The 26,624-nt window shown below is 64.2% G+C and carries 27 protein-coding genes; 6 read left to right on the top strand and 21 right to left on the bottom strand.

Translation table 11 applies throughout. The features are described from left to right. From J3B00_RS04290 to ubiE, 6 genes are all read right to left on the bottom strand, one after another. Window positions 1-285, bottom strand: coding sequence for a twin-arginine translocase TatA/TatE family subunit (locus J3B00_RS04290; RefSeq protein ID WP_209864404.1), 285 nt, complete (start codon window positions 283-285; stop codon window positions 1-3). Between the two features lie 34 nt (window positions 286-319). After that, on the bottom strand, window positions 320-655 hold the full coding sequence (locus J3B00_RS04295; protein ID WP_209864407.1) for a phosphoribosyl-ATP diphosphatase: 336 nt from the start codon (window positions 653-655) through the stop codon (window positions 320-322). Between the two features lies 1 nt (window position 656). Then, window positions 657-1,049: a phosphoribosyl-AMP cyclohydrolase gene (gene hisI, locus J3B00_RS04300; RefSeq protein ID WP_209864419.1), complete on the bottom strand. Its 393-nt coding sequence runs from the start codon at window positions 1,047-1,049 to the stop codon at window positions 657-659. Between the two features lie 76 nt (window positions 1,050-1,125). After that, on the bottom strand, window positions 1,126-2,736 hold the full coding sequence (gene ubiB, locus J3B00_RS04305; protein ID WP_209864434.1) for a ubiquinone biosynthesis regulatory protein kinase UbiB: 1,611 nt from the start codon (window positions 2,734-2,736) through the stop codon (window positions 1,126-1,128). Then, entirely contained in the window at window positions 2,733-3,356 is a 624-nt protein-coding gene (locus tag J3B00_RS04310) for an SCP2 sterol-binding domain-containing protein (protein ID WP_209864438.1), read from the bottom strand. Before J3B00_RS04310 ends, ubiB begins: the two co-directional genes overlap by 4 nt. Beyond that, window positions 3,356-4,126, bottom strand: coding sequence for a bifunctional demethylmenaquinone methyltransferase/2-methoxy-6-polyprenyl-1,4-benzoquinol methylase UbiE (gene ubiE, locus J3B00_RS04315; protein ID WP_209864441.1), 771 nt, complete (start codon window positions 4,124-4,126; stop codon window positions 3,356-3,358). The genes J3B00_RS04310 and ubiE overlap by 1 nt, the downstream gene beginning before the upstream one ends. A 125-nt stretch (window positions 4,127-4,251) precedes the next feature. Between ubiE and J3B00_RS04320 the strand changes: the two genes are divergently transcribed. After that, on the top strand, window positions 4,252-4,527 hold the full coding sequence (locus J3B00_RS04320) for a polyhydroxyalkanoic acid system family protein (protein WP_209864444.1): 276 nt from the start codon (window positions 4,252-4,254) through the stop codon (window positions 4,525-4,527). A gap of 136 nt (window positions 4,528-4,663) precedes the next feature. Here the strand turns inward: J3B00_RS04320 and J3B00_RS04325 are convergent, their stop codons facing one another. Next, window positions 4,664-9,394 (bottom strand): DUF6543 domain-containing protein, encoded by a 4,731-nt coding sequence (locus tag J3B00_RS04325; protein WP_209864447.1) that lies wholly within the window; start codon window positions 9,392-9,394, stop codon window positions 4,664-4,666. A gap of 200 nt (window positions 9,395-9,594) precedes the next feature. Between J3B00_RS04325 and J3B00_RS04330 the strand changes: the two genes are divergently transcribed. After that, window positions 9,595-10,014 carry a phasin family protein gene (locus J3B00_RS04330; protein ID WP_101322926.1) on the top strand — a complete coding sequence of 140 codons (420 nt, stop codon included), beginning with the start codon at window positions 9,595-9,597 and terminating at the stop codon, window positions 10,012-10,014. A gap of 10 nt (window positions 10,015-10,024) precedes the next feature. Further along, complete coding sequence (locus J3B00_RS04335; RefSeq protein WP_209864452.1) at window positions 10,025-10,801, top strand: phasin family protein; 777 nt, start codon at window positions 10,025-10,027, stop codon at window positions 10,799-10,801. Window positions 10,802-10,962: 161 nt separating this feature from the next. On the opposite strand, the gene J3B00_RS04340 is transcribed toward J3B00_RS04335, so the two are convergent. The 14 genes from J3B00_RS04340 to gshB form a co-directional block, all read right to left on the bottom strand. Next, window positions 10,963-11,577, bottom strand: a complete 615-nt coding sequence (locus J3B00_RS04340) for a TetR/AcrR family transcriptional regulator (RefSeq protein ID WP_209864455.1) — start codon at window positions 11,575-11,577, stop codon at window positions 10,963-10,965. Between the two features lie 4 nt (window positions 11,578-11,581). Next, entirely contained in the window at window positions 11,582-13,264 is a 1,683-nt protein-coding gene (gene phaC / locus J3B00_RS04345) for a class II poly(R)-hydroxyalkanoic acid synthase (RefSeq protein WP_209864458.1), read from the bottom strand. Between the two features lie 74 nt (window positions 13,265-13,338). Then, complete coding sequence (phaZ, locus tag J3B00_RS04350) at window positions 13,339-14,190, bottom strand: poly(3-hydroxyalkanoate) depolymerase (RefSeq protein WP_209864461.1); 852 nt, start codon at window positions 14,188-14,190, stop codon at window positions 13,339-13,341. Window positions 14,191-14,250: 60 nt separating this feature from the next. Continuing rightward, on the bottom strand, window positions 14,251-15,930 hold the full coding sequence (gene phaC / locus J3B00_RS04355) for a class II poly(R)-hydroxyalkanoic acid synthase (protein ID WP_209864464.1): 1,680 nt from the start codon (window positions 15,928-15,930) through the stop codon (window positions 14,251-14,253). Between the two features lie 355 nt (window positions 15,931-16,285). Continuing rightward, window positions 16,286-16,663 (bottom strand): DUF971 domain-containing protein, encoded by a 378-nt coding sequence (locus tag J3B00_RS04360; protein ID WP_209864467.1) that lies wholly within the window; start codon window positions 16,661-16,663, stop codon window positions 16,286-16,288. Window positions 16,664-16,841: 178 nt separating this feature from the next. Continuing rightward, the gene (gene hslU / locus J3B00_RS04365) at window positions 16,842-18,188 is read right to left on the bottom strand and encodes an ATP-dependent protease ATPase subunit HslU (protein ID WP_209864470.1); all 1,347 of its coding nucleotides are present in this window, start codon (window positions 18,186-18,188) and stop codon (window positions 16,842-16,844) included. Window positions 18,189-18,261: 73 nt separating this feature from the next. Further along, window positions 18,262-18,792 carry an ATP-dependent protease subunit HslV gene (gene hslV / locus J3B00_RS04370; RefSeq protein WP_119146807.1) on the bottom strand — a complete coding sequence of 177 codons (531 nt, stop codon included), beginning with the start codon at window positions 18,790-18,792 and terminating at the stop codon, window positions 18,262-18,264. Window positions 18,793-19,053: 261 nt separating this feature from the next. Next, window positions 19,054-20,325 (bottom strand): dihydroorotase, encoded by a 1,272-nt coding sequence (locus J3B00_RS04375; protein ID WP_209864474.1) that lies wholly within the window; start codon window positions 20,323-20,325, stop codon window positions 19,054-19,056. Continuing rightward, window positions 20,322-21,326, bottom strand: coding sequence for an aspartate carbamoyltransferase catalytic subunit (locus tag J3B00_RS04380; RefSeq protein WP_209864477.1), 1,005 nt, complete (start codon window positions 21,324-21,326; stop codon window positions 20,322-20,324). Before J3B00_RS04380 ends, J3B00_RS04375 begins: the two co-directional genes overlap by 4 nt. 11 nt (window positions 21,327-21,337) lie before the next feature. Next, entirely contained in the window at window positions 21,338-21,856 is a 519-nt protein-coding gene (gene pyrR / locus J3B00_RS04385; protein ID WP_209864480.1) for a bifunctional pyr operon transcriptional regulator/uracil phosphoribosyltransferase PyrR, read from the bottom strand. Window positions 21,857-21,908: 52 nt separating this feature from the next. Continuing rightward, the gene (gene ruvX / locus J3B00_RS04390) at window positions 21,909-22,340 is read right to left on the bottom strand and encodes a Holliday junction resolvase RuvX (RefSeq protein ID WP_209864483.1); all 432 of its coding nucleotides are present in this window, start codon (window positions 22,338-22,340) and stop codon (window positions 21,909-21,911) included. Further along, on the bottom strand, window positions 22,340-22,909 hold the full coding sequence (locus J3B00_RS04395) for a YqgE/AlgH family protein (protein WP_209864486.1): 570 nt from the start codon (window positions 22,907-22,909) through the stop codon (window positions 22,340-22,342). The genes ruvX and J3B00_RS04395 overlap by 1 nt, the downstream gene beginning before the upstream one ends. A gap of 212 nt (window positions 22,910-23,121) precedes the next feature. Continuing rightward, the gene (locus tag J3B00_RS04400) at window positions 23,122-24,021 is read right to left on the bottom strand and encodes an energy transducer TonB (protein ID WP_209864489.1); all 900 of its coding nucleotides are present in this window, start codon (window positions 24,019-24,021) and stop codon (window positions 23,122-23,124) included. Between the two features lie 91 nt (window positions 24,022-24,112). Continuing rightward, window positions 24,113-25,066 carry a glutathione synthase gene (gshB, locus tag J3B00_RS04405; protein ID WP_119146823.1) on the bottom strand — a complete coding sequence of 318 codons (954 nt, stop codon included), beginning with the start codon at window positions 25,064-25,066 and terminating at the stop codon, window positions 24,113-24,115. A 192-nt stretch (window positions 25,067-25,258) separates the two neighbouring features. On the opposite strand from gshB, the gene J3B00_RS04410 reads away from it, so the two are divergent. Genes J3B00_RS04410 through J3B00_RS04420 form a run of 3 tightly spaced genes read left to right on the top strand, consistent with a single transcriptional unit; the run spans window position 25,259 to window position 26,623 of the window. After that, on the top strand, window positions 25,259-25,660 hold the full coding sequence (locus J3B00_RS04410; RefSeq protein ID WP_209864492.1) for a response regulator: 402 nt from the start codon (window positions 25,259-25,261) through the stop codon (window positions 25,658-25,660). A gap of 46 nt (window positions 25,661-25,706) precedes the next feature. Continuing rightward, on the top strand, window positions 25,707-26,072 hold the full coding sequence (gene pilH, locus J3B00_RS04415; RefSeq protein ID WP_209864495.1) for a twitching motility response regulator PilH: 366 nt from the start codon (window positions 25,707-25,709) through the stop codon (window positions 26,070-26,072). Next, window positions 26,069-26,623, top strand: coding sequence for a chemotaxis protein CheW (locus J3B00_RS04420; RefSeq protein WP_209864498.1), 555 nt, complete (start codon window positions 26,069-26,071; stop codon window positions 26,621-26,623). The genes pilH and J3B00_RS04420 overlap by 4 nt, the downstream gene beginning before the upstream one ends. Window position 26,624 lies beyond the last annotated feature (1 nt).

Below are 26,624 nucleotides of genomic sequence, written 5' to 3' on the forward strand. Positions count from 1 at the left end.
TCAGTCTTTCCGCTGTGGCTCTTGGACCGGCTGGGCCTGGCCTTCGATGGTGGTGTGCGTCTGGTTCAGCGGCGCGCTGGCATGCGGCTGCTGGGTCGGTGGTACGGGCTGCGCCGGCGGTGGCGTCTGCTCGGCGGGCTTGTGCTCTTCATCGCTCATGGCTTTGCGGAAGCCCTTGATCGATTCGCCGAGGTCGCCACCGAGGTTTTTCAGTTTCTTGGTGCCGAACACCAGGACCACCACGACCAGCAGAACGATCCAGTGTTTCCAGTCAAAAATACCCATGATGTACTCCCTAAATAATATGTGTCAGGCGCTGTCAGGCCGACGGCTGCCGGGCGGCTTTCTCGTTGTGGCCCGACAGCCCGAAGCGGCGGTCGAGTTCATCGAGCACCGCTTGTGGGTGCTGGCCCAGTGCCGAGAGCATCACCAGGCTGTGGAACCACAGGTCGGCGGTCTCGTAGATGACATCGCTGCAGTCACCGCTGACGGCGGCGTCCTTGGCAGCAATGATGGTTTCTACCGATTCTTCGCCGACCTTTTCCAGGATCTTGTTCAGGCCCTTGTGGTACAGGCTGGCCACGTAGGAGCTGTCCGGGGCCGCGCCTTTGCGGGCCTCCAGCACTTCGGCCAGACGGGTGAGGGTATCGCTCATGTCAGTGTCCTGCGTGGTAAATTGCATCGGGATCTTTCAGGACCGGGTCGACGGTGGTCCACTGGCCATTTTCGAAGACGCGATAGAAGCAGCTTTCGCGGCCGGTATGGCAGGCGATCTGGCCCAGTTGTTCGACCATCAGGATGATCACGTCGGCGTCGCAGTCGAGGCGCATTTCGTGCAATTTCTGCACATGGCCAGACTCCTCACCTTTACGCCACAGCTTGCCACGTGAGCGTGACCAGTAGATGGCGCGCTGCTCGGCGGCAGTCAAGGCCAGCGACTCGCGGTTCATCCAGGCCATCATCAACACGCGTCCGGTCTTGTGGTCCTGGGCGATGGCCGGTACCAGGCCGTCGCTGTTCCACTTGATCTCGTCCAGCCAGTCTTTCATCGTCGACTCCAAAACCGGGCCCGCTCCTGTACCGGGCCTGTTGCGCTAGTGTGCCAGCAGCAGGCCCGGCTGGCTATTAGCGACGCACGATCAGGTACAGCCCGGCGGCGAGCATCAGCCAGGCCGGCCAAACCGCAGGAGCACTGAGGCTGACCGCGCCAGCGGCCAAGGTGGCGCCGCCACCCAGCAGCCCGGCACCGAGCAGGCGCAGCGCCCAGTTGTCGCTGTGGCGACGGCGCTCGGGCATCTGTGGGTCTTGCAGGTGCGGCTGGGACAGGCGCTCGAGCAGGTCGCGGGTCATGTCGGCCAGGTGTGGCAGCTGTTCAGCCTGGCTGTAGAGGTTGCCGAGTACCGCCTTGGGGCTCATGCGGTCGCGCATCCAGCGCTCCAGGAACGGCTTGGCGGTGCTCCACAGGTCGAGGTCCGGGTACAGCTGACGGCCCAGGCCCTCGATGTTGAGCAGGGTCTTTTGCAGCAGCACCAGTTGCGGCTGGACTTCCATGTTGAAGCGTCGCGCGGTCTGGAACAGGCGCATCAGCACCTGGCCGAACGAGATGTCTTTGAGCGGTTTCTCGAAGATCGGCTCGCACACGGTACGAATCGCCGCTTCGAACTCGTTGACCTTGGTATGCGCCGGCACCCAGCCGGAGTCGATGTGCAGCTCGGCCACGCGGCGGTAATCGCGCTTGAAGAAGGCGATCAGGTTGCGGGCCAGGTAGTCCTGGTCTTCGGCGGTCAGGCTGCCGACGATGCCGCAGTCGATGGCGATGTACTGCGGGCTCCACGGCTTGACCGTGCTGACGAAGATGTTGCCCGGGTGCATGTCGGCGTGGAAGAAGCTGTCGCGAAACACCTGGGTGAAGAACACTTCTACGCCACGCTCGGCCAGCAGCTTCATGTCGGTGCGCTGGTCGGCCAGGGTCGCCATGTCGGTGACCGGGATGCCGTAGATGCGCTCCATCACCAGCACCTTGGGCCGGCACAGGTCCCAGTACACCTGGGGCACGTACATCAGTTCGGAGCCTTCGAAGTTGCGCCGCAGCTGGCTCGAGTTGGCCGCCTCGCGGAGCAGGTCGAGCTCGTCGTAGATGGTCTTTTCGTAGTCGCCGACCACCTCCACCGGGTGCAGCAGGCGGGCATCGGCCGATACCCGCTCGGCGCCCTTGGCGATCAGGAACAGCCAGGCCAGGTCTTGGGCGATCACCGGCTTCAAGCCCGGGCGAACCACCTTGACCACCACTTCTTCGCCGGTCTTCAGCCGTGCCCCGTGCACCTGCGCGACCGAGGCCGAGGCCAGCGGCTCGACGTCGAAGCGGCTGAACACCTCACCGACCTTGGCGCCGAGCTGTTGCTCGATGAGCGCCACGGCCTGTTGCGGGTCGAACGGCGGTACCCGGTCCTGCAGCAGCATCAGCTCATCGGCGATGTCCAGGGGCAACAGGTCGCGGCGGGTCGACAGCAACTGGCCAAACTTGATGAAGATCGGCCCCAGGTCTTGCAGGGCCAGACGCAGGCGCGCGCCTCGGCTGAGCTCGGACGGCTTGCGCGGCAGCCAGCGCCAGGGCATGAGCAAACGCAAGCTCATCAGCCACCAAGGCAGGGGCAGGTCGAACAGCAGATCATCGAGGCGGTAGCGGATCACGACGCGCTGGATGCGCAACAGACGGCGGACGGCGAGCAGCTTCATGCGTTATCGCTGGTATCAAGGGATCGGGCAAGGCGGCGGATGCGCGCCTCGAGGCGTTCAATATCGACTTTGACGGTGTCGAGCTGGCTGAAAGCAGCTTCGGCTTCGCGCCGGCCCACCAGCGTACGCGATTCTTCAGCCAGATACTCGGAGAGGTTCTGGCTGAAGCGCGCCAGGCCCTGGCGGGTCCAGCGCGCACGCAGACGCAGGTGGCCGGCGAGCAGCGCGGTAGGCACCGGGCCGAGCCAGCGCGACAGTTCGTACTCCCAGTCGAGCTGCAGGTCCTGCAGGACGCCGACCAGGTCGAGCAGCACCGCACTGTCGCCATGCAGTTCAACCTGCGGGCTGTGCAGGACGGCGCTCTTGTCCTTGGCGAAAGCCAGTTGCACCAGGCTCCCGGCCGGGGCGCGCAACGTGCAGTCGACGCTTCCCTCCCAGTGCGCGGCGAGCATCAGGCCGTCTTCATCGGGCAGGAGGTACAGCTGCAGGGCCGGCTGCACGCAGTCGATGGCGATCACCTTGCCCTCCAGCGCGGCCAGCCGCGGCAGGGCCGTGCTGTCCATGCGCAGGACGCGGTTCAGGCCATGTTCGACGCTGGCGAGCAGACCGGCCAGGACCATCAGGGTTTGATCCCCCGGTGCACGGCAACGATGCCGCTGGTCATGTTGTGGTAGGTGACGCGGTCGAAGCCGGCGTCGACCATCATCGCCTTGAGGGTTTCCTGGTCAGGGTGCATGCGGATCGATTCGGCGAGGTAACGGTAGCTCTCCGAGTCATTGGTGATCAGCTTGCCGGCCAGCGGCATGAAGGCGAACGAGTAGGCGTCGTAGGCCTTGGACATGAGCTTGTTGGTCGGCTTGGAGAACTCCAGCACCAGCAGGCGGCCGCCGGGCTTGAGCACGCGCAGCATGGAGCGAATGGCTTCGTCCTTGTGGGTGACGTTGCGCAGGCCGAAGGCGATGGTCACGCAGTCGAAGTGGTTGTCCGGGAACGGCAGTTTTTCTGCGTCGGCCTGGACGAACTCGATGTTGCCGGCCACGCCACGGTCGAGCAGGCGGTCACGGCCGACCTTGAGCATCGACTCGTTGATGTCGGCCAGCACGACCTGGCCGGTAGGGCCGACCAGGCGCGAGAACTTGGCCGCCAGATCGCCGGTGCCACCGGCGATGTCCAGCACCCGGTTGCCAGTGCGCACACCGGACAGCTCGATGGTGAAGCGCTTCCACAGGCGGTGCATGCCGCCGGAGAGCACGTCGTTCATCAGGTCGTACTTGGCGGCCACGGAGTGGAAAACCTCGGCGACTTTCTTCGCCTTCTGGCTTTCTGGGACGTCCTTGAAGCCGAAATGAGTGGTGGGTTCGGCGTGTTCGCCTTTGCGCTGGTCAGTCATATCGCGTCACCGGAAAAAATTACCGCCATTCTAGGGGCAATGGGCGGATTTGTCTTGGCAGGCTGTGCCGTCGGGCGGGGGCCGGGCATAATGTGGCCATTGTCTGTCTATCCAGGATTGCCCGCATGACCCAGATCAGCGTTGAACGCAAACACGCGCTTGGCCGCGAAGCCGCCCGCGCCAAGGCCGAGTCGCTGGTGCACAAGCTGAGCAGCGAATACGACCTCAAGGCGACGTGGAACGGCGACCGGGTCGATGTCGAACGCAGCGGTGCCAAAGGCAGCGTGCAGATCAACGACGACAGCATCCGCGTCGAACTGAAGCTGGGCATGATGCTGTCGATGATGAGCGGCACCATCAAGAGCGAGATCGAGCGAGCGCTGGACAAGGCCCTGGCCTGAGCCTCCAGTCTTGAGGCATGCGCCGCTCCCACAGAGACCGCGCATGCCTCGAGGCTGGCGCTGTGTTTGTGGGAGCGGCCTTGTGTCGCGATGGGCTGCGCAGCAGCCCCGGTACCGCCACGCTCAGTGAGGCGTGCTAGGGGGCGGAAAACGGGAACAGGTCTTCGATCTGCTCCAGGCGTAGATCCCCGCGGTAGATGCGCACCCGCTCCGCCGGGTTTACCGTGCGCTGCAGTTGTTCTTCCCGGCTCATCGCGCGTGTCTCCCAGAACTTCAGGTGGCCCTTGGCAAACGCGCCTGGCGCGGCTTGTGCGCTGGAGTAATGGAAGTGCGCTTCCCATAGCTGCTGGTGCGGCATCGTGCGGTTGATGGCGTAGACATCCAGGTAATCGCTGTCCTTGAGGCGTTTGCGCAGCGTCGTCGGTACGCGCTGGATCTGTACCTCGCCTTGCGCCACCAGAAAGCGCAACGCCTGGCTGTCAGGATGGCGGGTATCGAGGTAAGCCTGCGTAAGCAGGCGGCGCTTTTCCCCTTGCATCTGTTCGATGGCTTCACGCAGTTGGCCGGCAAGGGCCTGCTCCTGGCCGGCTTCAAGTTGCGTGGCAATGCCGTCCATGTCCTGGATGTGCCAGTCCAGCAGGTCGGCGAGGCTGTTGGGCTCGTTCAGGTAGCGGGCGGCCAGTGCGAGCCTGGCGTCCTTGCGCGCCAGCAGGCTTGAGCCAACGCGGCGCAGGTAGGCGCTGCCGGGCGGGGTCGGCGCTGCCTTTGGCGCCTCGTCCCATTGGCCGTCACGCTGCTCGTAGTGGCTGACCGCCTGGTCGGTGACGGGGTCATGCTGGACAGCCTGCGTGCCTTGATCGTTCTGCTCGGCGAGCAGCGGCTTGCCGCGGGCGGTGCGGATCAAGCGACGGTTGCCCGGTCTTTGCCTGTGGGTCATCGGCGCAATCTGGGGCGTGGCGCCACTGTCGTTGTCGCGCAGGTTGTCGCTCAACTGTTCTACGGTCAGCGCTTCCAGTTGGGAAAGCTCGCGGATGTATTGTTCGACCCTGGGCTTGTCCACCGCAGGCTCGTCGAGCGACAACAGTTCGTGGGCCTTGCCTAGCGAGGCCCGGTATTCGCGCAATGCGTTGTCCAGCACCTCCACCCGCTCTGCAGGTTCCAAGGCAGTGCCTTCCAGGCTGTCATGGCTGAGCATTGCCTGATGAAAGTCACTGCTGCGAAGACCCGCCTGCAGGCGCAGCACTGCTTCAAAATTCTCGGGGTCCAGACGCGTCCTGTCGATCACCAACTGGGCGAGATCGCTGAAGATCTGTCCACGCACGATGAGGGTCGAATAGGTGCGATACGCAACCGCCTTGCTCATCTTTACTTGCTTGTTCTCGAACTGAATCCGATGGTCGGCGTAGAGCGTGCGGATGTTGGCGTCGAGCCTTTCGCTGACGGTGAGCATACGCTGGTGGGTGGTGAGAGCCTCGGCGACAGTGCGGCGAAACGTGCTGGCAAACTCGATCTCGGCTGGCTCGACAGGCAGGCGTGCGAGCTCCCGTGATTGCTGGCTGAGCGAATCGTAATCGGTCAGTTCCAGTAACCGATGATAGAGGTACTGATCGTTGTCGATAGACTGCTCGTGCCATTGGTTGAGGGCACGACGGGCGCGCCCCTCGGGATCCATGCGCTGGTACTGCGGTTCGCCGAGTTCAGTGAAAAGCGCAATATTGGACTCGATCAGCACGGCCTGTTTCTCGAAAATGGAGGCCATTATTCCGAGGATGGGGCGGTGTTGCCTGCGCTGCGCGTGCAGGCTTTCGAGACGGGTACGTAAATCATCCGGGAGCGCTGTGCGTGCATCAGGCGGCAATTTTTCCATGTCGCTTCGAAAGGCTGCGGCTTCTCGATCATAGGCGCTGAGCAATTGCGCATTGCGTTCTGCCAGCGGCGCCAGTTTGGTCAGCTCGCTGTCGTTGTTGCGGCGACGATCCTGCAGCGCGTTGTAATGGTCCACTTTCTCTGCGATCGCCTGGCGCCTGCTTTTCGGCATCCCGCCGGCCAACCTCAGGTCGAGCCGCCACTCGCCGTTCCAGCGGGTTATCCAAGGGCCTTGGACACGTTCTCGATCAGGCAGGTAATAACCGTCCGGCGCGCCACCCCATTGCCCTGACCATTCACTCTGGTTCTGCTCGGGACCGATGACGCGGACACCGGCAAAGCTCTCCTGGACTTCGTAGGGCTCGTGGTTCAGCGCCACATAATGACGCTCATCCACCTTGAACAGGCCGCGCAGGCGGCCGTGCGCCTCGGGCCTGTGCCCGGCGAGGGAGATCCTCGCACGCAGGTCGGCCAGCATCTCACGTTGCGCCGCGGTCAAATGGCCAAGGCCTTGCCCACTCTGCCAGCCACTCACCCGCAACGGCGCCGGTCGGCCTTGCCGGACGGGTTCCTGCCAGGGCGCCGGAGAGGGTTCCTCACGGTTGAGCGTGGCGCCGGGTTCGTGCGGTCTGGGCCCATCGAGACGTGGCTTGACGGATGTGGGCGGGGTGTCTGGTTGCGCCCCGCTGGCATGACCGTGAACCAGCAGCATGGCCAGGTTGGTCAGCACGTCAGTGACCGCCAGGGCTTTCTCTTCAGGCGTACCCCGCTCCAGCGCGGCGAGGTCATCCTTAAGTGCGACCAGGCTGATGATCAGCCAGGCCACTGACGCGGCTGGACCGCGTAGCACCGATGCGACCGTGTTGAAGGCCAGCCAGGCCAGTTGGCTGATCAGTGCCCAGCGTTGCTGTGCGTTGGAAACGCTTTGCCTGGACGCCAGCACCAGCAGGGCCTTGCCGCGGGCCTGGAACATGTGCTGGTCAAGATCGCCCTGCCAGGCGCTGAAGCGCACCCTTGCCGGCTGGCGCAATCGACTCAGCAGTGTATCCAGCATGCCTGCAGGGGCCAGCAGGTGCGCCAGTTCAGACAGATTGCGGTGCAGGTGCGGTCGCTGGAAACCACCGTCTTCATAGATCGCGCGAGCGTCGTCGTCCATCCAGTCCAGCATGTCTTGCTGCAGGGGCTGATCGGCGAGAACGCTGTCCATCAGTTGCTCGAGGTCGTCGAATTCGCGTACGACCTGCTCGTTGCAAAGCGCCCGGTAAAGCACCCAGGGCCCGTTCGCCTGGAGCCGGATCAGGAACATGCCCTGGACCTCATTGGCCGCAGCCGCTTGCGGCGCACAGAGAAACGCCAGCGGGGCCATGGCGTGGACGCTGGAGCGACCCTCGGGCCGATCACAGAAATCGGCCAACGCCTGCCAGCTGCGCTCCCGCAACTGGCCAGCGATCTTCGCCTGGAGGGCTCCGAGCAGCAGATGGCTGCGCCATTCGCGGGCGTGCAGCCGCACCCGGTGGGCCGTGCTGCGGGCATCCTGCAGCGCGGCATTGACGTACGCCGGGTAGCGACCGCCGATATCGACTGTCCGTATCAACCTGTCGACATACTCTGGGGTCAGCCATTGAGGCGGTTGCGAGCCGTCGGCCAGAAGAATGCCGGTCACCGCTTCATCCTCGCCGACCTGCAGGCGGGCAATGGCCAGCGCGGTGAGCGACTCGGTTCTGAGGTATTGAAGATCGAAGGTCAGCGAAGAGGTCTGCACCCTTTGGGCAATGCTCGCCAGCACCTGGTCTGGCTGTAACAGCCTCCCCTGGGGATGATCCGCGTGCATCTGTTCACGCAGGCAGCGGGAGGCGTACTGGTTGAGGTCTTCGATATCACCCCACGAGGTCTCGCCTTTGGCCAAGGCTTGGCTGGCGGCTAACTGGAGCATGGCCGTCTGGTACTGGAAACGATCGCCCGCGCTGGCCTGGGCCAGCCAGCCCGGTACTTCGATGGTGGGTTGGGCCGCTGGCGGCCAGGGCTGATCGAGAAAGCCGGCCGCAGGGTCACTGAGCAGGCTCAGCGCCGCTTCAAGTTCACGCGGGGTAGCGATATCGGCCAGGCGCAGGCGGCCAATCTGATCGAGGATGCCATTGAGCAACTGGCGGGCCTGATGTGCGAACACATCCTCCTCCAGCGGCGCCTTTGCCCAGACCATCGATTCGAAGCGATAGCGCTGTGCCAATTCGTCGCGCAGGGCGCAGGCGAAGGCGGACAGGTCGTGGTAACCGTGCACGGTGCCGGAGGGCTTGCACCAGAGCAGCAAGTCACGATCGGCGTGGCGTGCGCAGAGCAACGTGCTGCTGAGTGAGAGGCAGTGCTCGCCCCCCGCGCTGATCAGTCTGACCTGCAGGGCATGGCACGCCAGGCCATCGCTGCGCCCTTCGAGCAAGCCGTACAGCACGCTCTTCTCGGCGTCGCCGAGGCCCTGGCGCTGGATGTTGGCCAGCAGGTTTGCTTTCAACAACTGTTGCATCCAGCGCAGAGCGGAGATGTCCGAATCGCCTTCGCGGGCGTTCCAGAAGCCGATCTGGGCTTGCTGGAAGCTGTCGATCACGCAAGCCAGCAGGGCGTCGAAATCCGGGTTGAGGTCGGCCATGCGCAGATCGATCTCTGGCTGGCCTGGCCCGGCTTGCTGCGGGTGAAACACCTGTCCCGGGGTCAGGCTGAGCTGATCGGTCGGCGCCAAGGCCATGCGATTTCCGCTGAGCAGGTGGGCGATCAGCGTGTCGACCAGCGGGCTTTGCCCAGGCGCTGCGCCGTGTGCCTGGGCATGGAGAATACTGAAGCCTTCGATCGATTCGAGCTGAGGGTAGCTGGTGCGAATCCACGGATAGCGCCTGGCCAGCGTCTCCAGGCCTTCGTGGGCAATGACCTGGCGCAGGCTGGGGCGGTTGGCGAAGCGCGCCGCGACGAGGCGTTTGATCGAAGCGATGGGCGTTGGGGCGGCAAGCGGCATGGCGCAGGTCTCCAGTGCGAAAGGAGCTCGTACGCTAGGCCAGCGGCCGTGGTGGCCTGCGGTAAATACATCAAACGTGGGCCTGGCCGTTGTGGTTGCGTCGCTTAGGGTGAGAATTCTAATTTTTCTGCCTACCGTTGTGCTCAAGCCCGAAGTCCGTGGGCAGTTCCTCCATCCCCTATGAGCGAGAGGTGCAGAGCATGGCCAAGATCAATCTGAAGAAAAAAGACGACGCCCAGGGCACGCTGGACGAAGTGCGTAACTATGCGCGCAGAGTCTGGCTGGCAGGCCTGGGCGCCTATGCCCGTGTCGGCCAGGAGAGCACCGACTACTTCAAGGAGCTGGTCAAGGCTGGCGAAGGCGTCGAGAAGCGTGGCAAGAAAGTCATCGACAAAAAGCTCGATGCTGCCAACGAGCAGATCGATGAAGCCGGTGAAGAAGTCAGCCGCGTACGTGGCAAGGTTGAAGTTCAACTCGACAAAATTGAAAAAGCTTTTGATGCGCGTGTCGCGCGTGGCTTGAATCGCCTCGGCATTCCGTCTAAACATGACGTTGAGGCGTTGTCCATCAAGTTGGAACAACTCCACGAGTTGCTCGAGCGTGTCGCGCGCAAACCATAAGGAGAGCAGGATGGCTGGCAAGAAGAACACCGAAAAAGAAGGCAGCTCCTGGATCGGCGGAATCGAGAAGTACTCCCGCAAGATCTGGTTGGCTGGCCTGGGTATCTACTCCAAGGTCGATCAGGACGGCCCTAAGCTGTTTGATTCGTTGGTCAAGGATGGCGAAAAGGCCGAGAAGCAAGCCAAGAAGACCGTCGACTCGGCTGCCGATGGTGCCAAGTCCGCGACCACTTCGCGGGTCTCTGATGTCAAGGAGCGTGCGCTGGGCAAATGGGGCGAGCTCGAGGAGGCTTTCGACAAGCGCCTGAACAGCGCCATCTCGCGCCTTGGCGTGCCGAGCCGTAACGAGATCAAGGCCCTGCACCAGCAGGTCGATACGCTGACCAAGCAGATCGAGAAGCTGACCGGCGCGTCGGTTACGCCGGTGTCCAAGGCCGCGAGCAAAACGGCCAGCAAGACGGCCGCCAAGCCGTTGGCCAAGGCGCCTGCCAAGCCTGCAGCGAAGACGGCTGCGGCTAAGCCTGCAACCAAGACCGCTGCGGCAAAACCTGCGGCAAAACCTGCAGCGAAAACCGCCGCCGCCAAACCGGCAGCGGCCAAGCCGGCTGCAAAACCTGCCGCAGCGAAGAAGCCTGCAGTGAAGAAAGCGGCCGCCAAACCCGCAGCAGCCAAATCGGCAGCCCCGGCGACCAACGCTTCGCCAGCCGCTACCGTAGCGCCAGCGCCGAGCGCGGCAACGGCCAGCAGTGCACCTTCGGCACCGGTGAGCACAGCGACCGAGGCCTGATAGCGCGTCGTCTTCTTCGCGGCTAACCCGCTTCTACAAGGATCACACCGATCCCTGCAGGAGCGGGTTTGCCACGCGAAGAGGCCAGCCCAGCCACCTTGGGGTATGGCACCGGCTTTGCCGGTGTTCGCGGGTCAAGCCCGCTCCTACAGGGGCCGGCGTCACCCCTCCAGATACTTCATCGCCAACTGCTCCGCCGCGCTGCGCGCCGGTGCCTGCAGGTGCGGTGCCACCAGCATCATCACCTGATACACCACCACCCCGACATCGCCCTCGCGACCGATCACCCGTTGGTAGTCGAGCGAGAACATCAACGTCATGGTGATCTGCTCCACCAGCTGCCCCAATGCCTGGGTCTCGCTGGTCACCTGTCCCTGCGACTTGAGACTGGCCAGCAATGCGGCCAGGGTCCGCTTGATCGCGTTGATCAGGCTGCGCATGCCCCGGGCCAGCTTGGGCAGACGCCCGGTCAGGTTCGACAGGTCCTGGAACAGGAAGCGGTACTGCGCCATGCGCTCGACGATCAGGTGCAGGAACAGCCAGTAATCTTCAGCCTCCAGGCGCACGTCCAGCGGCGGATCGAGCAACGGCATCAAGGCCTCCTCGAAGCGCTCGAACAGGCCGTTGACCAGCGGCTCCTTGCCGTGGAAGTGGTAGTACAGGTTGCCCGGGCTGATCCCCATTTCGTTGGCGATTTCCAGGGTCGAGACGTTCGGCTCGCCCTGCTGGTTGAACAACTGCAAGGCGCATTCAAGGATACGGTCGCGGGTCTTCATCCGTTCAGCGCGCCAACACGTAGGTGCCAGGTGCCGGTGCCAGCGGCGGGTAGGTGGCGTTGCCGAGTTCCACGCGCGGCGCCTTGAGCACGCCTGAACGCTGGCTGATCCACTCCAGCCACAGCGGCCACCAGCTGCCTTCGCTGCGTTTGGCATCGTGGAACCACGCCCGCGGGTCGCTCGACAGCCGAGGGTTGTCCAGGAAGTACGCCTTGGGGTTGCCAGGCGGGTTGATGATGCTCTGGATATGGCCGCTGTTGGCCAGCACGAAGCGGCGCTCGCCGCCGAGCAACTGCGCCGAGCGGTACACCGCGTCCCAGGGGGTGATGTGGTCGTTGCTGCCGCCGACATGGAAGCTGTCCACTGCCACCTGCTGCAGGTTGATCGGCGTACCGCACACTTCAAGGCCGTCGGCGTGGGTCAGCGGGTTGTGCTTGAAAAAGTCCAGCAGGTCGCCATGCAGCGCTGCGGGCAGGCGCGTGCTGTCGGCGTTCCAGTAGAGGATGTCGAAGGCAGGTGGCGTCTTGCCGAGCAGGTAGTTGTTGACCCAGTAGTTCCAGATCAGGTCGTTGGGCCGCATCCAGGCGAAGATCCGCGCCACTTCGCCGCCATCGAGGACGCCGCGCTGGTAGGAACGGCGCTTGGCCGCCTCGACGGTCTGCTCGTCGGCAAACAGGCTGGCCGGGCTGTCGAACTTGCTGTCGAGCAGGCTCACCAGGTAGGTCGCGCTGCGCACCTTGCGCAGTTGCCGCTTGGCCTGCAGGTGGCCTTGCAGTGCCGCCATGGTCAGGCCACCGGCGCAGGCGCCCATCAGGTTGGGGTCGCGGTTGCCGCTGATGCTGCGGCAGGCGTTGAGGGCTTCCTCCAGTGCCTGGACATAGCTCGACAGGCCCCATTCGCGATGGCGTGGGTCTGGATTGCGCCAGCTGACCATGAACACCTGCAGGCCGCTCTTGAGCATGTACTGGACAAAGCTGTTGCTCGAGCTGAGGTCGAAGATGTAGTACTTGTTGATCTGTGGCGGTATCACCAGCAGTGGCCGGGCGTACTGCTTTTCGCTCATCGGCTTGTACTGGATCAGCTCCAGCAGGTCGTTGCGAAACACCACCGCACCCGGCGTGGTGGCAAGGTTGCCGCCGACTTCAAAGGCGCGTTCGTCGACTTGGCGCGGCAGGCCGTCGTTGTGGCGCAGGTCGTCGAGCAGGTGGCCCAGCCCGCGCACCAGGCTTTGCCCGCCGGTATTGAGCAGTTCCTTGACCGCCAGCGGGTTGAGCAGCGAGTTGCTGGGGGCCAGGGCATCGTTGATCAGGCTGAACAGGAAGTGCGCGCGAGCCCTGTCGTCATCCGACAGCGAGCTCTCTTCGATCCACAGGCGAGTCTGTTTCTGCCACGCCAGGTAGGCCTGCAGGCCACGCCGGTAGAACGGGTTTTCGCTCCAGGTCGGGTCGCTGAAGCGGCTGTCGCGCGCATGCGGCTGATAAGGGCTGTCGCCGAGCATCACCCGCCCCAGCTGGCCGCCGAGGGCGAGCAAGTGGCGGGCGGTGTAGAGCGGATTGCGCAGCCCGTGACGACCGACGTGGCGCAGGGTCGAGATCAGGTCGCGACCGCGCAGGCCAGTGATGGCGTTCTGCACGTTCATGATCGTGGCGGGGGCCGGTGGGGTCCCCTTGGGCGGCTTTTCTTTCATGACAACACTCCATCGTTGTTACGTTCCAGCCGCTCGACCGATCGTGGGCAAGTCGGATCGCCGCACTGCCGCGCCTACCGGCCGGCGGCGGGACGGGGGTGCATGACCGCGCGCAGTCGTTCTTCCTGGAGGAACTTCATGATGATCGGGGCGACGGCCTCGGCCCGGGTGATCAGGAACAGGTGACCGTCGTCGATAATGTGTAGCTGGGCATTGGGAATTCGCCAGGCCAGCAGGCGCATGTTGATCAGCGGGATCAACGGATCGTCGTCACCGGCCAGGACCAGGGTCGGTTGGCTGATCTTGTGCAGCCAGTGAATACTGGTCCAGCCAAGCCCGGCGAACAGCTGCCAGTAGTAGCCCAGCTTGCCGCCGGAACGCACCTTGGCGGCATGCTGCGTGGCCAGTTCCGGGTCGCGGCGAAAGGCCCCGCCGTATATCATCGGGGCAATCCGAATCACGTGGGACGGCTGCACATAGCGGCGCGGACTGGCCATCATCCACAGCACCTTGGGCTTGCCCGGCACCATAAACGCGCCGGCGGCCGTGGCCGCCAGCACCAGCTTCTTGCAGCGCTCCGGGTAGTCGTGGGCAAACTGCTGAGCCAGCGCGCCGCCCCACGACACGCCGATCACATTGACCTGGCCGTAGTCGAGGTAGTCGAGCATGCGCGCCGACAGCTTGGCCAGGCCGGGGAAGCGATACGGCTGGCGCGGCGTCGATGAGCCGCCGACGCCGGGTACGTCGAAGGCGATCACTTCCAGGTCCGGGTCGAGCGCTTCGATGAACGGAAACACCAGCTCCAGGTTGGCGCCGATGCCATTGAAGATCAGCAACGGCGTCAGGTGCGGCTTGCCTGGCCGCACCGCAGTGCGGATGGACTGGTTGTCGAGCTCGACGGTGCGAAAAACGTACGGTTGCGACATGCGCCTGACTCTTTAAGGGATGAAACGCCCTGGCCGCGCGCAAGCGCCAGGGCGGCATGCTCAACGCTCGTGGACGTAGGTGCCCGGTGCCGCCTCGCCAGCGGCATAGGCGCGATTGCCCAGGCGGGTCGGGGCCTTCTTCATGTCGCCCGCACGTTCGCTCAGCCAGGTCTGCCAGTGCAGCCACCAGGAGTCGGCGTGCTTGATCGCGTTTTCCTGCCAGACCAACGGCTCGTTGGGCCGGTCTTCACCGGTCATGAAGCGTGCCTTGGGGTTGCCCGGCGGGTTGAGGATGCTCTGGATATGGCCGCTGTTGGACAACACGAACTCGATCTTGCCGCCAAACAGGTGCGCCGAGCGGTAGCACGATTGCCACGGGGTAATGTGGTCGTTGGTGCCGGCAACACTGTAGATGTCGCACTTGACCTGCTTGAGGTCGATCGGTGTGCCGCACACTTCGAGGGCATCCGAGCGGGTCAACGGGTTGTTCTTGAACATCTCGATCAGGTCGCCGTGGAAGGCGGCGGGCAGGCGCGTGGTGTCGTTGTTCCAGAACAGGATGTCGAACACCGGTGGCTCGTTGCCGAGCAGGTAGTTGTTGACCCAGTAGTTCCAGATCAGGTCGTTGGGGCGCATCCAGGCGAACACCTTGGCCATGTCGCTGCCTTCGAGCACGCCGGACTGATAGGAATGGCGCTTGGCCGCTTCCAGAGTCTGCTCGTCGACGAACAGCGCAACCTGGTTGTCCAGCGTGGTGTCGAGCACGCTGACCAGCAGGGTCAGGGCGTTGACCTTGGTCTCGCCGATCGCCGCATAGTGACCGACCAGCGCCGTACAGGTGATGCCGCCGGAGCAGGCGCCGAGCATGTTCAGATCCTTGGCGCCGGTGATCGCCAGCACTGCATCGACCGCTTCCTTGAGCGCGTCGATATAGGTCGACAGGCCCCATTCACGCTGGGCCTTGGTCGGGTTGCGCCAACTGATGATGAAGGTCTGCTGGTGTGAGCGCAGGCAGAAGCGCGCCAGGCTTTTTTCCGGGCTCAGGTCGAATACGTAGAATTTGTTGATCTGCGGTGGCACCACCAGCAGCGGGCGGGCGTGCACCTGTTCGGTGATCGGCCGGTACTGGATCAGCTCCAGCACGTCGTTGCGGTAGACCACCGAGCCTTCACTGGTGCCGAGGTTCTTGCCCACCTCGAAAGCGTCCATGTTGACCTGGCTGGGCATGCCGCCATTGTTGACCATGTCCTTGGCCAGATTGGACAAGCCGTCGAGCAGGCTCTTGCCGCCGGTCTCGAAGAAGCGTTTGACGGCTTGCGGGTTGGCCAGGGTGTTGCTCGGTGCCATGGCTTCGGTCATCAGGTTGATGACGAACTGGCCGCGGCTGATGTCCTGGGGGGAAAGGTCAGCATCGCTGATCCAGTCGTTGAGTTCCTTGCGCCAGGCCAGGTAGGTCTGCAGGTAGCGGCGGTACAGCGGGTTGCTGCTCCAGGCCGGGTCGGCGAAGCGGCGGTCGTCACGCTCGGGTTGCAGGCTCGATTTACCCAGCAGGACGTTTTTCAGTTCCAGGCCGAAATGGGCAATGTGCTTGGCGCTGTGCAACGGCTGGCGCACCGCCTGGCGCAGGACATTGCGCGCTGAGCTCAACAGGTCCTTGCGGCGGATGCCGATGACCGGGTTCAGCCCCAGGGTGTTCTCCGAGGCCTGGCTCTGCAAATCATCGTTGTTCTTGTTACTCATCTACGACGCTCCGTTGTCCTGAGACGAGTACCGGCTGGCTGTGGCGGGTACACAGACGACTGCCCGGTACTGCTTGCTCGGGTGACCAGTGAGAAGGAACAGCGGTGCTGCGACCGGATGCGTGTCAGTGATGAGCTGCGGGGTACTCTGCGTGTGAAGACAGCCTGCTTTCGCTCGCGACCTCTACAACATACCGGCCTGGCCCTGCTTGCCCGAGATGCAATGCAGGGAACTTGCCAGCTCCATTGGTTACCCGACTTTCATGTAATGCGCAAGACAGCCCGTCATGGACTGTCAATAAGGCATTCAAGCAGACTGAATTAGAAAATGCGCTCTAATCGCCAGGCGCCTTGCGCTAGAGCATCAGTTTGACCACAGATTCGGCAGGATCGCGGGATTTTCCGGCCTTGCGCAGTTCGTCGAGGTACTCGCTCCACAGGTCGGCCTGGCGCAGGCAGAGCTGCTCGAGGTATTCCCAAGTGAACAATCCGCTGTCATGGCCGTCGTCGAAGGTCAATTTCAGTGCGTATTGACCTGCAGGCTCGAGGCCGCTGAGGCCGACGTTGATCTTGCCAAACTGCAGGATGGGGTTGCCGTGACCCTGGACCTCGGCGGAGGGCGAGTGCACGCGCAGGAATTCGGCGGGGAGGTGATAGACCTCGTCTGGCCCGTAGGAGAGGGTCAGGGTCTTCGAGGCTTTGTGCAGGTTGATTGCAGAGGGGATGCGGGGCATGGGCTGAATCTCTCGGGGCTTGATGATGCAAGCTTCGGGCTTTGGCCCTGGAGATTCAAGGTGGTGCGGATGGGGCTGCTGTGCAGCCCTTCGCGGGCAAGCGCGCTCCTACAGGGTTGTGTGTCGGTCACAGCATGCTGTGGCCGACCGGAAAGCCTGAAGGAGCGGGCCGCGGGCGTTACAGGATGTAGCGCGAAAGGTCTTCGTTCTGCGCCAGCTCACCGAGGTGGCCGTTGACGTACTCGGCGTCGATACGGATCGGCGTCTCGTCATGGGCACTGGCCAGGTCACCGGCACTGAACGACACCTCTTCGAGCAGGCGCTCGAGCAAGGTATGCAGGCGACGCGCACCAATGTTCTCGGTCTTCTCGTTGACCTGGTAGGCGATCTCGGCCAGGCGCTTGATGCCCTCACCGAGGAACTCGATGTTGAGCCCTTCGGTCTTGAGCAGCTCACGGTACTGTTCAGTCAGCGAAGCGTGCGGCTCCTGCAGGATGCGCTCGAAGTCTTCCGGAGTCAGGGCCTTGAGCTCGACACGGATTGGCAAGCGGCCTTGCAGCTCGGGCACCAGGTCGCTCGGCTTGCTCAGGTGGAACGCACCGGAAGCGATGAACAGGATGTGGTCGGTCTTGACCATGCCCAGCTTGGTGTTGACGGTGCAGCCTTCGATCAGCGGCAGCAGGTCGCGCTGGACACCTTCGCGGGACACATCAGCGCCGCCGACGTTGCCGCGCTTGGCGACCTTGTCGATTTCGTCGATGAACACGATACCGTGCTGCTCGACCGCTTCCAGGGCCTTGGCCTTGAGCTCTTCCTCGTTGACCAGACGGCCCGCTTCTTCTTCGCGGACCATCTTCAGCGCTTCCTTGACCTTGAGCTTGCGCGCCTTGCGCTTGCCCTTGCCCATGTTGGCGAACAGGCTCTGCAGCTGGTTGGTCATCTCTTCCATGCCAGGCGGCGCGGCGATCTCGACGCCCATCGACTCGGCGACTTCGATCTCGATTTCCTTGTCGTCCAGCTGGCCTTCACGCAGGCGCTTGCGGAACAGCTGGCGCGTGTTGGAATCGCTGCTCGACGGCGCGGCTTCTTCGGCAAAGCTGCTGGCGCTGCGCGCTTGCGGCAGCAGCGCGTCGAGGATGCGCTCTTCAGCGGCGTCTTCGGCGCGGTGGCGCACGCGGATGATTTCCTGTTCGCGGAACATCTTCAGCGCGGCGTCGGCCAGGTCACGAATGATCGATTCGACATCGCGGCCAACGTAACCGACTTCGGTGAACTTGGTCGCTTCGACCTTGATGAACGGCGCGTTGGCCAGTTTGGCCAGACGACGGGCGATTTCGGTCTTGCCGACGCCGGTCGGGCCAATCATCAGAATGTTCTTCGGGGTGACTTCTGCGCGCAGCTCGGCAGGCAGCTGCATGCGCCGCCAGCGGTTGCGCAGGGCGATGGCGACGGCGCGCTTGGCGTCGTCCTGGCCGATGATGTGGCGGTTCAGTTCGTGGACAATTTCACGGGGGGTCATGGACATGATCAGTATGGTCCTTGGGCGGCGCAATCAGTGTGGAAAAGTCCCGCGCTGGGCGGGACGCCAAAACAACTGATCACTCGGCCAGGTCCTGCTCCTCGATGGTCAGGTTGTGGTTGGTGAACACGCAGATGTCGCCGGCGATGTTCAGCGCGGTCTCGGCGATTTCACGGGCGCCGAGGTCGGTCTTGTTCAGCAGGGCGCGGGCCGCAGCCTGGGCGAAGGCGCCGCCGGAACCCATGGCGATCAGGCCGTCTTCAGGCTCGACCACGTCGCCGTTGCCGGTAATGATCAGCGAGGCGTCCTTGTTGGCCACCGCGAGCATGGCTTCCAGGCGGCTCAGCGAGCGGTCGGTACGCCATTCCTTGGCCAGCTCGACAGCGGCGCGGACCAGATGCCCCTGGTGTTTTTCCAGTTGGGCTTCAAAGCGCTCGAACAGGGTGAAGGCGTCGGCGGTGGCGCCGGCGAAGCCAGCGATGACCTGACCGTGGTACAGGCGACGGACTTTCTTGGCGTTGCCTTTCATCACGGTGTTGCCGAGGGAAACCTGGCCGTCGCCCGCCATGACGACTTTGCCGTGGCGGCGGACTGAAACGATGGTAGTCAAGGGAAGAGTCTCCACGCAGCGGGGCGAAAATGCCTGATGCAGACTCATATGGGGGGAGGGGGGAAGGATTTCAACCGGGGAGGATGAATGGTCGACTCGACGTAATGCTGTTCGCTTAACAATGCCGGGGCCGCTACGCAGCCCGTTCGCGACACGAGGCCGCTCCCACACTGACGGCGTCATGCCCATATTTACAGGACATGCGCGGACATTGTGGGAGCGGCCTTGTGCGAAAGGGCCGCAAAGCGGCCCCGGGATGGATCAGGCTTCGTGGCAGACGTGCCCGTCGACCAAGGTATAGCGCACCGCGCTCGGCAGGCAGTGGCCGATGAACGGGCAGTTGTCGCCGCGCGACAGCCACTGTTCGCCGGCCACGGTCGAGGCTTTCGGGTCGAACAGCACCAGATCCGCCGCACCACCCACTTTCAGCTCGCCGGCTGGCAAGCGCAGCGCTTCGGCGGGGCCGCTGGTCAAACGCGCCAGCAGGGTCGGCAGGTCGAGCAGGCCGTCCTCGACCAAGGTCATCGCCAGCGGCAACAACAGCTCAACGCTGCTGATCCCCGGCTCGGTCGCGCCGAATGGCGCCAGCTTGGCGTCACGCTCGTGCGGCTGGTGGTGGCTGGAGATCGCCTGGATCACCCCCGACTTGACCGCTGCGCGCAGGCCATCACGGTCTGCGGCCGTGCGCAGCGGCGGCTGCACGTGGTACAGGCTGGAGAAGTCGCGCAGGGCCTCATCGGTCAGGATCAGCTGGTACAGCGCGACGTCGGCGGTCACCGGCAGGCCCAGCTCCTGGGCCTGGGCGATCAGCCGCGCGCCACGGGCGCTGGTGATCTGGGTGAAGTGTGCACGCACGCCGCTCTGCTCGACCAGCAGCAGGTTGCGCGCCAACGCTACGGTCTCGGCACTTTCCGGGATGCCCGGCAGGCCAAGGAAGCTGGCCATGGGGCCTTCGTGGGCCAGGCCGCCCTGGGCCAGGTCGCGATCCTGGGAGTGAAACACCACGGTCAGGTCGAAGGTGGCGGCGTATTCCAGGGCACGGGCCAGGGTGCGGTTGTTGGGGATTTGATTCAAGCCGTTGCCAAAGGCCACGCAACCGGTATCGCGCAGGGCGACCAGCTCGGCCAGTTGCTCACCGTCCAGGCCCTTGGTCAGGGCGCCGATCGGGTAGACCTTGCTGTTGCCGGCTTCGCGCGCACGGTCCAGGACCAGTTCGGCCACCGCCGAAGTGTCCAGCACCGGGCGGGTCTGCGGCGGGCAGCACAGGCTGGTGACACCGCCGGCGACTGCGGCGCGGGTCTCACTGGCAATGTTGCCTTTGCGGCTGTAACCCGGCTCGCGCAGGGAGACGTCGAGGTCGACCAGGCCAGGCGCGGCGATCAGGCCCTCGGCCTGGATCGTACGGCTGGCGCTGAAACCGGCCGGCGCGGCGCCGATCGCGACAATGCGCCCGTCTTCAAGGTGCAGGTCGCTGGTGGTGTCCAGGCCGCTGCGCGGATCGATTACCCGGGCGCCAAGAATGCTGATGCTCACAGGCCGTTCTCCTGGTCCAATTGTCGTTGTGCGTTCTGGCCGCTCATGGCCATCGACAGCACGGCCATGCGCACGGCGATGCCGTAGGTGACCTGGTTGAGAATCACCGAGTGCTTGCCATCGGCCACGGCCGACTCGATTTCCACGCCGCGGTTGATCGGGCCGGGGTGCATGACGATGGCGTCCGGTTTGGCCCCGGCCAGGCGCGCCGTGGTCAGGCCGAACAGGCGGTAGAACTCGCCTTCGCTGGGCAGCAGGCCGCCGGCCATGCGCTCACGCTGCAGGCGCAGCATGATCACCACGTCGACGTCTTTCAGGCCTTCGGCGAGGTCGGTGTAGACCTTCACCCCATACTGCTCGATACCCACCGGGATCAAGGTCTTGGGGCCGATCACGCGGATGTCCGGGCAGCCCAGGGTCTTCAGCGCGAGCATGTCGGAACGGGCCACCCGCGAGTGCAGGATGTCGCCGACGATGGCCACCGAGAGGTTCTCGAAGCTGCCTTTGTGGCGGCGGATGGCGAGCATGTCGAGCATGCCCTGGGTCGGGTGTGCATGGCGGCCGTCGCCGCCGTTGATTACCGCGACGTCCGGGCACACGTGCTCGGCGATGAAGTGCGCGGCGCCGGAGTCGGAATGGCGCACGACGAACATGTCGGCGGCCATCGCCTCGAGGTTGCGCAAGGTGTCGAACAGGGTCTCGCCTTTGCTGGTCGAGGAGGTCGACACGTTCAGGCTGATGACGTCGGCCGACAGCCGCTGGGCGGCCAGCTCAAAGGTGGTGCGGGTACGCGTGGAGTTCTCGAAGAACACGTTGCAGACGGTCTTGCCGCGCAGCAACGGGACTTTCTTCACGGCCCGATCGCCCACTTCGAGGAACGAGTCGGCGGTGTCGAGGATTTCGGTCAGCAGTTCGCGGGGCAAACCGTCGAGCGAGAGAAAGTGGCGCAGCTGGCCCTGATCGTTGAGCTGCAGCGGGCGCTTGGCGTCGAATGGCGTCATCACGGGTGCTCTTAAAGGGCGGAAGCGGTGGCGAGGTCCTGGCGCTCGAGGGCGAGCGGTGCGGGTCCGGTCAATTTTACCCGCTCATGGGCGGCCAGCGACAGGGTGGCACCGAGCACGTTCGGCCGGATCGGCAGTTCGCCGGCGTCCAGGTCGAGCAGGCAGACCAGGGTTACGCTGGCCGGGCGGCCGTAGTCGAACAGTTCGTTGAGGGCGGCGCGGATGGTCCGACCGCTCATCAGCACGTCGTCGACCAGCACCAGGTGCTGGCCCTCGACCTCGAACGGCAGCTCGGAAGGGCGCACCTGTGGGTGCAGGCCGTTCTGGCTGAAGTCGTCGCGGTAGAACGATACGTCCAGGGTACCCAGGGGGCTTGCATCGGCCAGTTCCTGCTGGAGGGCCTGGGCCACCCAGACGCCGCCGGTGCGGATGCCGATGAAACGCGGCTCGGCAATGGCGCGGCGGGCCAGGTGGGCGCGAAGGTCGACGGCCATCTGCCGGATCAGGTCGGCGGGATTGGGTAGGCTCATTGCGTGCTCCTCGGGGCGCCGGGTTGGCCCGGCGGTAAAGCGAATGATGAAATTAGTGCCCGGTGTTGGCCTCCAGCCAGCCCTGCAGGAGTAACGCTGCAGCGATGGCATCGACCGGGTTGTCGCGATAGGTGCCGCGCTGGCCGCCACGGGCCATGCGTTCGCCCTTGGCTTCGAAGGTGGTCAGGCGTTCGTCGTGGGTGTGCACGGGCAGGTTGTAGCGGCCGTGCAGGCGGTTGGCGAATTTTTGCGCACGGGCGCTCATCTCGCTGGGCGTGCCGTCCATGTTCAGCGGCAGGCCGACGACGATGGCGTCGGGCTTCCACTCCTTGATCAGCTTTTCCACCTGGGCCCAGTCGGGGATGCCGTCCTGGGCCTTGAGGGTGCACAGCTCGCGGGCCTGGCCAGTGATGACCTGACCGACTGCGACGCCGATCTGTTTGGTGCCGTAATCAAAGCCCAGCAGCAGGCGAATTTCGCTCATCAGGCGTGCCCTGCCTGGCTGGTCAGCAGGCTGAGGTTGATCCCCAGCAGCGCAGCGGCGGCTTCGAGGCGTTGCTCGCTGGCCAGGCCAAAGATGATCTCAGGGTCGAACGGGCAGTTGAGCCAGGCGTTGTCGGCCAGCTCGGCTTCCAGCTGGCCGGCTTCCCAGCCGGCGTAGCCGAGGGTGATCAGGCTCTTGGCCGGGCCGACCCCTTCGGCAATGGCGAACAGCACATCCTGCGAGGTCGACAGCGACAGGCCTTCGAGCTCGACCGTGGCCTGGTAGCTGCATTCGCTGCTGTGCAGGACGAAGCCGCGGTCGGTCTGCACCGGGCCGCCGAGGTAGATCGGCACGTGCACGGTGCTCATCGGCGGCTCTTCGTCCGGGCGCAACTGCTCGAGGATATCCGCCAGGTTGAGTTCCTGCGGCCGGTTTACCACCAGCCCCATGGCGCCATTGGCGTTGTGCTCAACGATATAGGTCAGGGTCTGGGCAAAGTTCGGATCGGCCATGTGCGGCATGGCGATCAGGAACTGATGCTTGAGGTAACTCGGGGTGAGGGTTTTCATGGGGGATAGTGTGGCGCCAGGTGGCTCCGGCTTCAAGCTGCAAGCTGCGAGAAAAAGGCTGCAGCCGTGTACTGCGCGTTCGGCGCCAGCGTTTGCAGTGTCAGGCCCGGCCTCTTCGCGGGGCAAGCCCGCTCCTACAGGGTCGGTGGTGATCACTGCAGGAGCGGGCTTGCCCCGCGAAGAGGCCGGATCTGACACAGCGCGCCCGAGGCTTAGTTACTCGACAGACGATCGCCACGGGCAAAGCGCCAGGTGCGGATGATCTCCAGCCGGTCGAATTCGGCCATGTCGCCGGTAAACGGTGCAAACGGCGCCGCCAGGCGGACGATGCGTTGCGCGGCCTGGTCCAGCAGTGGCTGGCCAGACGACTCCAGCACCAGCACCTCGTACAGCGAGCCGTCGCGATTGATCGACACCATCATCCGCAGGTTGCCGTAGATCTGTTGGCGGCGGGCTTCATCGGGGTAGTTGAGGTTACCCACCCGCTCGACCTTCTTGCGCCATTCCTCTTTGTACCAGGCACCCTTGTCGCGCATGGTCGAGGCGGCATTGAGGCGGTGAATCTTCGGCCGCTTGGCGTACAACTGCTGCTCGTTTGACAGCTCTGCTTCGAGGCTGGCGATCTGGCTGGTCAATTGTGAGCTGTCGAAATCCGGGGTCGGCGCAGCAGGCTTGGGCTGGGCCTTGGTTTCCTTGGGCTTGGGCTCGACCTTGTGCACTTTGCTGGCCTGGGTGGCCACAGCGGATTTCTGCGGCGCAGGCGGGGTCTCGACCCTGGCCGCGGGCGGCGGCGTGACCTTGTTGATCTTGCTGTCCTGGAACGGCGCAAGCTCGGTGGTCTTGGGCACCGCCTTCTTGTCCAGGGTGCCGCTGCCCTGTTGGTTGTCCTGAGCCTGGAAATCGGCCTTTTCGGGCGCTTTCTCGCTCTTGAAGGTGGCCAGGGTGATGTCCATGGTGTGGCGAATGTCGCTGGGCTTGACCACGCTGAAGCCGACCCCGAGGATCAGCGCCAGGTGCACCAGGGCAGCCAGAAACAGGGTAAAGCCGAGCCTGTCCACCGGGCGGACGCGGGGTGGCAACAGGTCAGAAGGGATGTCAGCGGGCAGCGTCATCAGGTATCCAGCAACCGCGGAGCAGGGCAGCGGGTCAGGTGAAAAAGACCCGCATCATACCGCACTCCGCGATCTCACTCCGCGTCGGCGGTCAGCGAGCTTTCAGCTTGCGATCAATGGCGTCCATCAGTTGTGCGCCAATCTGGGTGCCGAAGGCGTTGTCGATCTCGCGGATGCAGGTCGGGCTGGTCACGTTGATTTCGGTCAGGTGCTCGCCAATCACGTCCAGGCCGACGAACAGCAGGCCTTTCTCACGCAAGGTCGGGCCGACCTGGGCAGCGATCCAGCGGTCACGCTCGGTCAGTGGCCGCGCCTCGCCACGGCCACCGGCCGCGAGGTTGCCTCGGGTCTCGCCGCTGGCGGGAATACGCGCCAGGCAGTAGGGCACCGGCTCGCCGTCGATCATCAGGATGCGCTTGTCGCCGTCCTTGATCGCCGGCAGGTAGGCCTGCGCCATGATTTGCTGGGTGCCCAGCGCCGTCAGGGTCTCGAGGATCACCGACAGGTTGGGGTCGCCGACCCGGTGGCGGAAGATCGAGGTACCGCCCATGCCGTCCAGCGGCTTGAGGATTACATCGCCATGCTCGGCGGCGAAGGCGCGGATGATGTCCGGGCGGCGGCTGACCAGAGTCGGCGGGGTGCACTGCGGGAACAACGTGGCAAACAGCTTTTCGTTGCAGTCGCGCAGGCTCTGCGGGCGGTTGACCACCAGCACGCCAGCGGCTTCGGCCTGCTCCAGCAGGTAAGTGCTGTAGACGAACTCCATGTCGAACGGCGGATCCTTGCGCATCAGGATCACGTCGAGGTCGCTCAGCGGCGCGTCGACTTCGGCTTCGAGCTCGAACCAGTGCGCCGGGTCGGCGAACACTTTCAGCGGGCGCAGCTTGGCCCGCGCCACGCCAGCGCTCTGGTACAGGTCCTGCTGCTCCATGTAGAACAGCGTCCAGCCGCGTTCCTGGGCTGCCAGCAACATGGCCAGCGAGCTGTCCTTCTTGTAGGAGATGGACGCGATGGGGTCCATGACAATCCCGAGGCGAACGCTCATGGGTGGGTCCTCTTGGCGGCGCTTGGCCGCGATGGCGAAAAAGAAAAGTGGCTCAGGGTGGCGCCGCACGCGTGGATGGTCAAGGGGTGCGGCAGATGGAATGCCTATCAGGAGTGTGCTAAAAATGCCTGCATAGGCCTTCGGGCGATTTGATCGTGGGGCAAGCCTGCGATAAGCGGACGCAACGCACTTATGGAACAACCCCTGAAGGTGATGGTGATCGACGATTCCCGCACGATCCGCCGCACCGCCCAGTTGCTGCTGACCGAAGCGGGCTGCGAGGTGATCACCGCCAGCGACGGTTTCGACGCGCTGGCCAAGATCGTCGACCATATGCCGCGGATCATCTTCGTCGATGTGCTGATGCCGCGCCTGGACGGCTACCAGACCTGCGCAGTGATCAAGCACAACAGCGCCTTCAAGGACATCCCGGTGATCTTGCTGTCATCGCGCGACGGCCTGTTCGACAAGGCCCGCGGCCGGGTGGTCGGCTCCGACCAGTTCCTTACCAAACCGTTCAGCAAGGACGAACTGCTCGACGCGATCAGGGCCCACCTGCCTGAATTCGCCGCGCAGGAACAACACGCACCCTGACCCCGCCCGCCATGGCGGCGTCACTTTTCCTTCATGGGGAAACAGCATGGCCCGAGTTCTGATTGTCGACGACTCGCCGACAGAGTTGCACAAACTGACCGCAATACTGCTAAAGCATGGCCATGAGGTGCTCAAGGCCGACAACGGTGCCAATGGCGTGGCCTTGGCCCGCCAGGAAAAGCCCGACGTGGTCCTGATGGACATCGTCATGCCTGTCCTCAACGGTTTTCAGGCGACCCGTCAGTTGTCCAAGGACCCGGTCACCAGCGGTATTCCGGTGCTCATTATCACCGCCAAGGATCAGGAAACCGATCGCGTCTGGGCGACCCGCCAGGGCGCGCGCGACTTCTTGATCAAGCCCGTCGAAGAAGACGCCCTGATCGCCAAGCTCAAAGAAGTGCTCGGGGCTTGACCACCCGCCCCCAGGGCGCGTCGTTGACCGCCTTCGAGCTGCTGCTGGATATCGATCGACGCTGCCGCCTGCTGATAGCCGATCAACCGTTGCAGGACACCCGCCTGCAACAGTGGAGCGGGATTGGCTTTCGCGTGGCCCGGCAATGGTTCGTGGCGCCCATGGTGGAAGTCGCCGAAGTGCTGCGTGAGCCGCGCAGCAGCCGCGTACCCGGGGTGCAACCGTGGGTGCGCGGGATGGCCAATCTGCGTGGCCGGCTGCTGCCGGTGATGGACCTGGGCAGCTTCTTCGGCCTGGGTCCTGGCGCACCCGGCAAACAACGGCGGGTACTGGTTCTGGATCACGAAGACCTGTTCGCCGGATTGCTGGTGGACGAGGTACTCGGCCTGCAGCACTTCAACCTGAGCAGCCTCGACCTGTCGCCGCCACAACCGTTGCTGGCGGCCGCCGCGCCCTTCGTCCAGGGGCATTTCCCACGTGAACACAACTGGGCGATCTTCAGTCCGTTTGCCCTGGCCCAGGCGCCAGGTTTTCTCGATGTAGCGTTGTAGA

Source organism: Pseudomonas sp. BP8, from assembly GCF_017875955.1.
Taxonomy (GTDB): domain Bacteria; phylum Pseudomonadota; class Gammaproteobacteria; order Pseudomonadales; family Pseudomonadaceae; genus Aquipseudomonas.